12 protein-coding genes are annotated in these 11824 nt (G+C 37.2%); 7 read left to right on the top strand and 5 right to left on the bottom strand.

The features are described from left to right. Positions 1–294 (top strand): translation initiation factor eIF-1A (gene eif1A / locus ACPK8D_RS11800; protein WP_424718052.1); only part of this gene is annotated, 294 nt, incomplete at its 5' end. A gap of 350 nt (positions 295–644) precedes the next feature. Here the strand turns inward: eif1A and ACPK8D_RS11795 are convergent. Beyond that, on the bottom strand, positions 645–968 hold the full coding sequence (locus ACPK8D_RS11795; protein WP_424718051.1) for a hypothetical protein: 324 nt from the start codon (positions 966–968) through the stop codon (positions 645–647). A 408-nt stretch (positions 969–1376) separates the two neighbouring features. Between ACPK8D_RS11795 and ACPK8D_RS11790 the strand changes: the two genes are divergently transcribed. Continuing rightward, positions 1377–1706, top strand: a complete 330-nt coding sequence (locus ACPK8D_RS11790; RefSeq protein ID WP_424718050.1) for a HesB/IscA family protein — start codon at positions 1377–1379, stop codon at positions 1704–1706. Positions 1707–2701: 995 nt separating this feature from the next. On the opposite strand, the gene ACPK8D_RS11785 is transcribed toward ACPK8D_RS11790, so the two are convergent. Further along, entirely contained in the window at positions 2702–3763 is a 1062-nt protein-coding gene (locus tag ACPK8D_RS11785; protein WP_424718049.1) for an NAD(P)-dependent alcohol dehydrogenase, read from the bottom strand. Positions 3764–4411: 648 nt separating this feature from the next. On the opposite strand from ACPK8D_RS11785, the gene ACPK8D_RS11780 reads away from it, so the two are divergent. The 5 genes from ACPK8D_RS11780 (at position 4412) to ACPK8D_RS11760 (ending at position 9116) form a co-directional block, all read left to right on the top strand. Then, positions 4412–5980 (top strand): ABC transporter substrate-binding protein/permease, encoded by a 1569-nt coding sequence (locus tag ACPK8D_RS11780; protein WP_424718048.1) that lies wholly within the window; start codon positions 4412–4414, stop codon positions 5978–5980. A gap of 22 nt (positions 5981–6002) precedes the next feature. After that, positions 6003–6806, top strand: a complete 804-nt coding sequence (locus tag ACPK8D_RS11775; protein ID WP_424718053.1) for an amino acid ABC transporter ATP-binding protein — start codon at positions 6003–6005, stop codon at positions 6804–6806. Between the two features lie 19 nt (positions 6807–6825). Then, positions 6826–6966, top strand: a complete 141-nt coding sequence (locus tag ACPK8D_RS11770; protein ID WP_424718047.1) for a transposase — start codon at positions 6826–6828, stop codon at positions 6964–6966. A 590-nt stretch (positions 6967–7556) separates the two neighbouring features. After that, a complete protein-coding gene (locus ACPK8D_RS11765) occupies positions 7557–7745 on the top strand; it encodes a CxxC-x17-CxxC domain-containing protein (protein ID WP_128507045.1) in 189 nt (62 codons plus the stop codon). Positions 7746–8390: 645 nt separating this feature from the next. Next, positions 8391–9116 (top strand): flavodoxin family protein, encoded by a 726-nt coding sequence (locus ACPK8D_RS11760; RefSeq protein WP_424718046.1) that lies wholly within the window; start codon positions 8391–8393, stop codon positions 9114–9116. A gap of 227 nt (positions 9117–9343) precedes the next feature. Here the strand turns inward: ACPK8D_RS11760 and ACPK8D_RS11755 are convergent, their stop codons facing one another. The 3 genes from ACPK8D_RS11755 to ACPK8D_RS11745 all read right to left on the bottom strand — a co-directional run. Next, on the bottom strand, positions 9344–10561 hold the full coding sequence (locus tag ACPK8D_RS11755) for a hypothetical protein (RefSeq protein WP_424718045.1): 1218 nt from the start codon (positions 10559–10561) through the stop codon (positions 9344–9346). A gap of 64 nt (positions 10562–10625) precedes the next feature. After that, positions 10626–11114 carry a hypothetical protein gene (locus ACPK8D_RS11750; protein ID WP_424718044.1) on the bottom strand — a complete coding sequence of 163 codons (489 nt, stop codon included), beginning with the start codon at positions 11112–11114 and terminating at the stop codon, positions 10626–10628. 406 nt (positions 11115–11520) lie between these two features. Continuing rightward, on the bottom strand, positions 11521–11824 hold a 304-nt coding region (locus ACPK8D_RS11745; RefSeq protein WP_424718043.1), incomplete at its 5' end, for a DUF86 domain-containing protein.

Here is an 11824-nt window from a genome sequence, read left to right as displayed (position 1 = left end):
TCAGGAGATACCCCTGAAGTATCCAGGGTACGAGTCCCCCGTAAGGACCGAAATGAAGTTCTGGCAACGGTTGCGTGTTTACTCGGCTCGAAAAGGGTAACGCTTCAGTGTATGGACGGGATTGTCCGCATGGGCAGGATTCCGGGCTCTAAAAAGAAGAGAATGTGGATCCGCGAAGGCGATGTTGTTATAGCCAATCCCTGGGAAGTACAGGACTCCAAAGCCGAAGTAACCTGGAAATACACAAGGCCCCAGGTCGAATGGCTTGAGCGGAAAGGCTACATTAAATACTGATTTAAAGGTATCAGAATAAAGATGCCTGATAAAGGTATCTGAAATAAAGGTGTCTGAAAAAGATGCCTGAAATGTTTTTCTTTTCTACAGCGCATTTATATTGATGCGGGCAAGGTTCTATATACAGCAACTTGTTTATATATTTCATACTATAACATTATAATTACTAAAGAACGATGCTGAAATTTCTTTAATTCCTTCTTATTTCTATTCTAATATATTTTTCCTGCCAGCGGTCTGCTTGAATCTCCCTCGAATACGTTTGTTAATAAAAGAGGATTAAAAACCTTTGATTTTTGCAGCTTTAGAAGGGGCACTTTGCAGGATCTTTTTCAGATTACTTGATTTTATTATTCTGTTCTCCTCACTAAAAATATAGACCTGTCTCCGTAATGAAATCTAAACTCCCTCTCCAGTACATCTTTTTCTTTTATCTTGATCCAACCACTACCAGAGGCAGGCTCGCACTCATCATTTCCTTCCCAGGTGAATTCAAATCTTTTGCCATCAGCATAATTAACAATCCTTCCGTCTATCTCACCAGAAACTAAACCAAATTGAAAACATCCTCTGTTGGCTGGCTTTATCTTAATATAAGCTTGAACTTCCATATTGAAATAGTCTTCATCCCATAGTTCCATCTCATAAATATGCCATGTTCCTGCAAAATCCATACTTTTGACTTTCCTTTCTTGTATAAGAAACGTCGCTATACAATATCATTAATTTGAAGCCAGGACTATTCATTCAGTTAAATCGTAGATTTAAAATGAGCCCTTTGCAGGGCCTTTTTGATAAAAGTGATTTTTTTCTGATGAGAGGGTCTTCTCTGATTTAAGTGATCTTTTTCAGGTGAATAACTAAAAATTATTTATCAAAATATCAAATTATGGACAATCAATCGAGCTTCGTCATGAAGTGAGTCTGAAGACTTATACTGCGATGTAGTAATAAATTGGTTTTGAATAAACTCAATTACAAAGCAGGGCATTTATATAATAACGTCAATAATTCTATACATAAATTGCCAATTTCTGATCATATAAATTGGCAATTTATATCTGGAAATTGGGGGCATATAAATGATAGAAATAACAGACAGAGCTGCGGCAGAGCTTAAATCTTTATTCGAGAAAGAAGGAATCGAGCAACCAGCGATACGGATCTATATAACTGAGTCAAGTGCAGATGTTCACTATGGATTAGCACTTGCTGATGACATAAATGAATTTGATGTTATCACGGAGAATAATGGTATCAAAGTCGTCATGGCACCAAAAGTGGCGGCTGGCTTTCCTGATGGTAGCATTGATTTCAAAGCTGACAGCACAGGTAAAAATTTTATAATACAAAATCCTAACACTGGCAACTGTGACAACTGCGAAGAATGTTACATATGCGATGCAGAGTAAAATTTTGAACAAGCTTAATGAACGCAATAACCATATTCTTCTGACTTGATACAACGCCTGTCTGGAGGAAACACAGAGGTTATCAGTCGAATACCCCGCAGCTTGCTGCGGGGATGGATAACTACCCGATAACCGTTGTTAACTGATAGCTTTACATTTTTAGCTACATTTATAGAGCTTATCCCAAAACTCAAAACAGCATCTCTTAATTTTCAAATTCCGAATGATCAATCAAGTTTCCGATTATGAAAATGGTTCTGAAATTTTATTAATCTGAAGATCAAAAATTGGTTTTGGGATAAGCTCTAAATATATTTTTCCTGCCGGCAGTCCGCTGGAACCCTTCTCGAATAGATTTGTTAAAAAAGTGAAGTTGAAAAACCCGTGATTTTTGCAGCTTTAGAAGGGGCAATTTGCAGGGCTTCTTTAGATTAAGCGATCCTTTTTCTCTGGGGAAGGGTTTTTCTGATTCAAGAGACTTTTTTAGGTGAATTATGGATTAATAATAGCTATCAGAAACCTCCGTTTTCAGCATGATTCACAATTCTCGAACTTTTCTCAAGGATTGAGGATTGGGGAATTTCAAACCGTCGAAAATGAGGAATTCTTAACCGCCGTCGACAATTGCAAAGAGCAAAATATTGGGGACTTCCTAAAATGAACATACAAGGAATATTAAGTGTAATTGTGGTCAATGTAAAAGATTAGGTGCATTGAGTAGCTGGGGCTATCGATAAATTCCTAAAAATAGGTATGAAGAATGAAAAGTTAAAAGAAAAGGATGAAAGGAATGAATCATTTTAGTGAAAAATCCTCTCAAAATTAGAGTATACTATTGAAGTTCAAAATTTGGCGCTGAAAATTTTACGATGGCTAACTATTAGCTACTTTTACGACTCGATCCTATCTGATCAATCCTTTATCCCATAAGGCGAAAATACCCCTTCCTTAAAACTCTGAGCTTTGCGAAGAGTTTAGGGAGGGGGTTGACTCGATTATTTATCCAGGAGAACAACAGGTTTGATCAGATCTCTTGGTTTTTCTTTCATGAGCATGAGAGCCTCTTCCATTTTGTCGAATCCTTCGAATACGTGGGTGGCCATTTTTTCGGGTTTTATTCTTCCGTAGGTACATAGGGCTGCCATTCTTTCCATTCTCAGACGACCTCCGGTTGTCAGGCCACCACGCATGTCTTTTTGAGACATACCCACCCCCCATTCAATACGTGGAATAGGAAGTATGTCTCCGGTTCCGTAGTAGTTGACGTTTGATACCGTGCCTCCAGGTTTTACAATTTTGACTGCATCTGAAATTGCGTTTTCATTTCCTCCTGCTATGATTACAGAATCCACACCTTTTCCATTCGTCTTTTCAAGAATCTGTTCAACAAGTCCACCTTTTCTGTAATCAACAATTTCAGATGCCCCGTATTCCAGAGCAAGATCAACAGTGACTTTCCGACCTCCTACTGCAATGAGCCTACCAGCACCAAGAATACATGCACCTGCCACTGCCATCAGACCAACAGGACCAATCCCTATGACTGCAACCGTAGAGCCCGTTTTAATTTTTGCCATTTCCGCACCCTGTATTCCAGTAGTTGCCATATCTGATAACATGACAGCTTGTTCGAGGGGCATTCCTTTTGGAAGTAGAGCTAAATTCATGTCTGCATCATTTACATGGAAATATTCTGCAAAGACTCCATTTTTGGAGTTTGAAAATTTCCATCCACCAAGCATTCCATTCGAGTGCATAGGTACTCCATCCTGTGCCTCCATGGATCGCCAGTCAGGTGTAATTGCAGGAACAATTACTTTATCGCCTGGTTTGAAGTCTTTGACCTCTGATCCGATTTCTTCTATAACACCTACGGCTTCGTGTCCTAAAATCATGTTTTTGCGGTCTCCAAGCGCCCCTTCCCAGACAGTATGAACATCTGATGTACACGGCGCTACCGCAAGAGGCCTCACTATTGCATCATATGGTCCTGCTGAAGGCCTTTGAGTATCAATCCAGCCTACTTTTCCAATTTCAAGCATTGCAAATCCTTTCATATTATCCCACCAGCCTTTTCAAAATAATTATTTTTCAATGTTTTTTATAATAACCCGCCATATTAATCTGCTGTAGTGATATTTATAATTACTAAGGATGGAAACTTGAATTTTATTTTCAATTCAATTCAGTTAAAATATATTTTTCATTTCAGCTGTCTGTTTAAATCTAATCCAAGTACATTTGTAAATGAGAGATTGAAAACCCTTGTTTGAAGTTTAAAGAAGCAATTTGCAGACATAAAACTAAATCTCTCTTCAGACGGCTTCAACTTACTCAGGATATATTCACCTGTGTTCGGCTTTAACGCATCTTTCAAAATTAGAACCTTGCAGATTATTATATCTGGGGAATGCTGTCTTTGTACAAGCTTGGATCTTAATGTAATATCCATTTTTAATGTTGTATGCCTGTATATCATTCTTTTTCTACGCCACTAATCTCAACAGGTAAGTAAAGAACACAGAAATCATCGTTTATATTTCGCAAACTATATCTAAGCCTTGTGTATTTCGTTATAAGAAAGATGATGAAGTCCGCCCTGGCTTTTAAGTCTAAACTGCCTTGTGCTGATGACTTTTCCATAATTGATGAGGTGTACTTTTATAGACGATTTTAACTTGAATAAAATATTTTGAGGCGGTGTGATGCTGAAAAATAAATGTAATTATTTGAGACTTTGTATTTTATTGGGCCTATTTGTTTTTTTGTCGTCAAATACAAGCATGGCGCAAGATAATAACAGTGCCCTTGATAAAATTCAGGAGCGGGGCACACTCATATGGGGAGCGGACGCAGAGGGTGGGGCGCCATATATTTTCCCAGACCCGGAAAATCCTGAAAAATACATCGGTTTTGAAGTGGATCTTGCAGATGCAATAGCTAACAAATTAGGTGTAAAGGCAGTACATAAACAGAATGCTTGGGATGGTTTAGTTCCCGCACTGGAACGCGGTGATTTTGATATCGCAATGAACGGTATTGAGATTACGGATGATCGTAAAGAGACAATCTTATTTTCCCGCCCATATTATATTTATACTGAACAGCTGGTCGTTAGAACAAATGAAAATAATATTAAAGATATTAATGACCTGAAGGGCAAAAAAGTAGGAACAATGTCCGGAACCGTAGCCCAGGACATACTTGAGAATTTAGGCGGCGTAGATGTAAGGATATATCCGACCCAGGTTGAACCTTATACAGATCTAGCTATTGGAAGGATCGATGCAGTACTTTTGGATTTGCCTATTGCTGCATTTTACGGAAAACCGAACCCTGAGCTGAAATATGCGGGAGAACCGATGGGCGAGGGGTTGTATGGAATTGCCATACGCCAGGAAGATGAAGAATTAAAAGTCAAAATAGATGAAATCCTTGCCGAGCTTCTTAGATCTGGTGAACTCAAACAGATATATGAGAAATGGGGTTTATGGAACGAAGCTCAGGATAAACTATATGAAGAAATGCAGGTGGGAACCGGTTACGAAGCACACGATATACTATATGAACAAATGCAGGTGGAAACCGGTTACACTAACGCTAACCTCGAAAAAAGCCAACGGACGTCGATCTCTATTTTTTTCCCGGCACTATTAAAAGGAGCAGCGCTAACAATTTTTATTTCAGTCGTTTCAATGACATTGGCAGTCACACTCGGTTTATTCATTAGCTTGATACGTTTATATGGACGGGCACCATTTACCTCTTTAGCAACCACCTATATTGAAATTTACCGCGGTACACCCCTTTTAATACAGCTTTACCTTCTTTATTACGGCTTGCCGAATATCGGTATTTCACTGAGCCCCTGGTTAGCAGCGTTTATAGGTTTGGGAATGAATTACGCAGCGTATGAGGCGGAAATTTACAGGGCAGGGATTTCAGCCATCCCAAAAGGCCAGATGGAAGCTGCGTTATCTCTTGGAATGTCACGAAACCTCGCAATCAAACGGATAATCTTGCCTCAAGCACTGAGGATCTCTTTGCCGGGTATCACAAACGATTTCATCGCGCTTTTTAAAGATTCTTCCTTAGTTTCGATCATCGCTATGGTGGAGCTTACTAAAACATATAATATACTCGCATCTTCGACTTTAAGGTATTTTGAACTGGGATTAATTACCGCAATCTTATACTTTGGAATGAGCTATCCATTATCGCTCTTAGCGAGAAGGCTGGAAAACAGGTTAAAAGGAAAAAAAGGAGGGGTTTGATTTGTCAAATTCAGAGGTTTCCATGATAACAGTAAAAGATCTGCACAAATCTTATAATGGCCATCATCTTTTTAAAGGCATCAGCCTTGATGTGAAAAAAGGTGAGATAGTCGCTATTATCGGTCCTTCGGGAAGCGGGAAAAGTACTTTTTTAAGGTGTATAAACGGCCTTGAAAATTTCCAGAAAGGCGAGATTATTGTAGATGGTATTAGATTGCACTCAATTAACAGATTAAATCCTTCAAAGGAGGATATGGAGGTTATCCGCAAAATAAGACTTAAAGTTGGAATCGTTTTTCAGCAGTTTAATTTATTTCCTCATATGACTGTTCTTGAAAATATTATTGAAGCTCCTGTAAGGGTTTTAGGTATCGACCGCAAAATTGCTATTGAAAACGCGTTAATTCTTTTGCGCCGTATAAATCTTGAAAATAAAATAGACAGCTTTCCGGAAGAATTATCGGGAGGAGAACAACAGCGCGTCGGTATTGTTCGCTCGCTTGCGATGAAACCTGAAGTTATGCTTTTTGACGAACCAACCTCTTCGCTTGACCCTGAAATGGTAGGTGAGGTCCTTTATGTAATCAAAGATCTGGTGGGTGGAGGAATGACAACCTTAATCGTTACACACCTGATGGAGTTCGCACATGAAGTTGCTGATCGGGTCATTGTTCTTGATAAGGGTGATATTATTGAAACAGGCCTGCCGGATGAAATTTTTACTAATCCAAAGAATGAAAGGACGAAGTCCTTTTTAAGCAGAAGTTTACCTTATCAATCACTCCACAAGAACCCATGTCAAAACTGTAAATACTACCTTCCGTAATGGTATTATGGGGATGTGAATGGAACTCAGAGAGCTCTCTGATGAACAATGGAAATTTATTAAACCGAACTTACCACCACAACCAATAACCGGGAGAAAGAGAACTGATGACCTTACGGTCATCAATGGTGTTTTTGTCCTGATAACTGGTTTCAGATAGGGGGCATGCCTGAACGTTACTGTTCCTTGCGACTGCATTATGAAGGAATTGATATGTTATAGTACTCTGCAATTGTAGTATTTATGATTACTAAGAAGTAAGGTGAAATTTCCTGTTCTGTCATTCATTTGAAATACATTTTTTCCTGCCCGCAATTTGATTAATCTACCCCGAATATATTATTTAAGATAAATATAAGAAAAACAAAATTGAAAAACCCGTGATTTTTGCAGCTTTAGAAGTAGCACTTTGCAGGGCCTTTTCTTGATCGAAGGGATCTTTTTCTATTGGAAGATTGTTTTAAAAGTGAAAACATGTCAACTGAATCTGAGTTTCAAGAGTTCTAAGAAAATAGGATGTTATCTCCCCTGTAAACCATGCCTGGAAATTGTTCTCATTTGAGAGATTGTGCTTTCATTTTATAGATAGATTTATATATTTTAAATGCCATGTATATGTGTTGACAAATAAAGAGACGTATAACAATCTGTTATTAAAAACCAATTTTTGTTTTTAATCAAAAAGTTCTATACAATCTTATTTTCAAACAATTAACAAAAACTAAAACCAAAACCAAAGGTGAAACAAAAATGGCTTTTAACGACAGAAACTTCAGAGGAAATTCTAATTTCGGCGCTCCAAGAGAAATGCACAAGACAACCTGTTCAGACTGTAAAGCTGAAACCGAAGTGCCTTTTAAACCTGACCCAGAAAGACCGGTTTATTGCAGAGAGTGTCTTCCTAACCACAGGACGCCCAGAGAAAACCGCAGATATTAAGTGCTATTTGTGTAATTAAGTTTACATCAACACTTATTTCTTTTCTACTTTTTTTAAATACACGTCCAGAATGTACTTTTTTCTTAACCTGCGACCTTTTGTAGATTGAAAAGGAGCACTTAGGACCTTTTTTCGATTTAAGTTATATCTTCGGCTGTGAGGGGCTGTTTTCAGATTAAGGTGACGTTTTTCAAGTGAATATGATTTAAGAAAAGCATTCAGAAACTGGACCCGAATACAAAATGAAGATCTTCCTATCACCACCAATCAAAATATACTTCCTGTCAGCGGCCTGTTGAATCTTTCCATAAGCCTTTTAGAGAAAATCAGATAAAGCAGAAATCCTCGATTTTAAAGATTTAAAAGAGTATTTTGCAAGACAAATCAGTTTTATGCCCTCGCGATAAATCTTTCTTGGTCTTTTCCTCGGTGATAATACAGCTGGTGTAGTTTCTCAAATATATCTTTATTCTTGGATGTACTTTATGATTTAATCTATATTTATTCAGTAAACTTTTCTGATTTTAGTAAGATCCAAAAAATGTAATTTGTAAAACCGAAGCGTGAAAGAACTGCTGTTTGACACCATAAACACCAGCCTGTTCTTTGCTAAGAGTAGTTAAGGTACATTGGAGGAAATCAAATATGAAAGTTCTGGCAATAAATTCCAGTCCTAGGATGGATAAAGGAAACACGGCTCTGATATTAAACCCCTTTCTTGAAGGGATGAAAGAGGCAGGGGCGGAAGTAGAATTATTTTATACAAGGAAACTAAATATTAATCCCTGCACAGGTGAGTTAAACTGCTGGCTGAAGACCCCGGGTAAATGTTATCAAAATGACGATATGAACATAATATACCCCAGGATAGATGCGGCTGATGTTATAGTATTTGCTACTCCGCTTTATGTAGATGGGGTCACAGGCCCGATGAAGAACCTTATTGATCGGATGCTCCCCAGAGTAGAGCCTTTATTTGAGCTGCGAGATGAACATTGCCGCCATCCAGCGCGTGTGAAAGCTAAGGCCCCCAAATTTGTACTTGTTTCCAATTGTGGCTTCTGGGAAAAAGATAATTTCGATCCCTTGCTTGTGTTTATGAAAGCCTTTTGCAAGAACGCATCGACCGAATTTGCAGGAGCACTTTTGCGTCCTCATGGTGAAGCAATGACTGGTATGCTAGAGATGGGTGCACCAATAGGTGATATTTTTGAGGCAGCAAAAGAGGCAGGCCGCCAGCTAACAAAGGAACAAAAAATGTCGCAGGAAACCCTTGATATTGTAAGTCGTGAACTCCTGCCAAAGGAGATGTATATTCAGATCGTAAATCAGTATTTCCAGCAAACTTTAGAAGCACTGGAAAAGTGTTAACAGATTCATTTAATAATTTTTTTATTTTTTGTAAAGATAATAAACTAAGTAAAAATGTTTATTTATCTACATTTCTTACTTTTAAAAAATATAGTTAAAATATATTTTTCCTGCCGGCGGTCTGCTGAAATCTTCCCCGAATACGTTTGTAGAAATCAGAGGATTTGGATTTGGATTTTACTGAAAAATCGGCACAGTGCCAAAGATTCCCTTTTGCAGTTAATGTTTTAACTTGATCTTTGCTCATTCTCTGAGGTAATTGCTAAAGCATTAGTATAGATTCCCCGCTTAAGATATTTACTAAGTCCTTCTCCTGTCTTTTCTTCAGCATCATATTCTGCAGGTAATTTCAGGTGAAGATTTGCGTACAAATTAAAGCGGTATAGGTCAAAGGTAGAGCGTAAGAGATTAGCATAAATTGAAGCTGAGTCAAGTAACTTTTCATATAATAGACGTCTGATAATTAAATACCCTATCAAAAATATTATTAAAACAAGGGGTAGTAACCTAGAATAAATTAGAGAATTGTTATAAAGCATTAAGAAAATTAGGATAAATATTGTACCCCACATGATTATAAATATAAGTGCAAATATTATGCTCAAAGTGTCTGTTTTAGATATTGCCGAATACCAGAAAAGTAAACAACCTATTAAAAAGATTAATCCTCCTAAAAGTATAAGAACAAAAAGCACTACAGAAGGAACTAAACTGTTTAAACGAATATTTGAGAAGATTAGGCTTATTAGTATACCCCAAATAACTGTAGCCACAATACTCCAAATAATAATCCTCGTATTTTTGTATACCTCTTCTAGAACCGAATTATGTAAGTTTCTCGCACTATCTGGTAAAACCATCCATAAACGAGGCCATACAGTAAACGTTTCGAGACCATAACGGATGGTCGGATATTCTTCTGCTGCACGTAATAAGTTTCCTAGACGAGTTGGAAGGAGATTATTTCTGTCAATGGGATAATTGTCTAGGTAATTGTCTAACTCTATAAGCATTTTACAGTTTTTAATTTCGTTCCCCTTAAAACTTCCATTATTTTTCTGATTTTCTTGTAGTTCATTATAATTTTTGTAAAACTCTTTTTCTTTAATTTCTAATTCCTTTTTTATTCTGCTAGTTAATTTTAAAGATATAATAGTTTCATCCCAATAGTATCCTTCTAAAAGGCGAAAAAAGAATATTTGGAACCATTCCACAATTGTACTGGATACTACGATAAGTAAAGATCCACCAACAACTAAAAGCACTCCTTGTCCAAAACTGATTTCACTAAAAAATCTATCTAGGTATTCCCAGTCCCATCCTTTGTTTACGAATACTAAAAGTGCAGTAACTCCCCAGAATAAAAAGCTTGGAGGAGAAAGTATTAGTTTCCTCCATTCTTCAGATAGATTCTCGGAAACGATTCCAAGATAATTCTGAAACATTTCTATTTCCCAGTAAGTTGATTTTATATACGTTACTAGCGAACACTACTAATCTTAATAAAATTCATAATAAATTCTCACTTTTTGAGTTCTTTAACTTTTTGAGTTCTTTATTATGAATTGGACAACGTTGACCTTTTGTACGCAGTTTAACTGCATGTTCGGGACCACATTGAGTACAGAATACTAACTCACCCATAGGTACGAAACTAGTTCTATTCCCTTGAGGTCCTCTTTCTCCATATTCTATACCTTTCGGACCTGAAATTGATGTTCTATAAGAAGCTACTTTTGACTCCAGTTCATCTTTGAACTCTTTATTTCCTTCTAATTCCATGTAGAGGATTATTTCAAAATCGGAGAGATAATTTCCAGGTTTTTTCAGAAAATCAGACAACATAGATGTACTTTTCTTTTCATTGAGTTTATTCTGCACAATTTTTTTTATTTCTGCTGGAATGTCTGCTTCAAAGTCTTCTGATATCTCTTCTTCATCACTTTCACTTTCATAACTATAATTACTTGCTAAAATCTCGGCAATGTTACTGGCCAACTTGTGAGAATTCATATTTTCCCATTAGTATCTATTTTATTTTCATAAATTATGTATAATATGTATATAATATGCTGAATATATCCCGTTTGAAACATAGATTCGAAAGTATAATTCTGCAAATATCCACTTTAGTTCTCAATTAGTCATAAGAAAAAATCGGTTTCTTTCATCAGCCAATTAGAGGACCCAAAATCGAAAAATGACTCCATAAATATATCCTATTTAAGAAATAGAGAAATCAAAACACATTTTTCCTGCTGGGAGTCTGCTGGAATCTCCCCTGAATACTTTTGTTAAGAAAAGTGAAATTGGAAAACCCACGATTTTTGCAGATTTAGAAGGAGCCCTTTGCAGGGCTTCTTTAGATCAAGCGATTCTTTTCCTCTGAGGAAGGTTTTCTGATTTACATTTCATCCAGTATTCGTTTGATCTCAGGTTTTGCTTCGGGAATACCCTCTTTAACAGATAACCAAACTACTTTCAGATTAACCCCAAAGTAAGCGTGGATTAATTTGTCCCGTATTCCTGCCAGATCTTTCCACGGAACAAAAGGATATTTTTCACGCACTTCACATGGGATATTCTTTGTTGCTTCGCCAATGATTTCTAGAGCTCTGATTACTGCAAACTGTGTTTTGCGATCTTCGGCAAACTCTCCAAATGTCCAGCCGCTGACAAATTCCTCTGCTGCTTCCATTGCATCATAG

It is taken from the genome of Methanosarcina sp. (genome assembly GCF_049706645.1).
Classification (GTDB): Archaea; Halobacteriota; Methanosarcinia; order Methanosarcinales; family Methanosarcinaceae; genus Methanosarcina.
The sequence above is the reverse complement of the archived record's forward strand: the minus strand, read 5'-3'. Positions and strand labels throughout refer to the sequence as shown.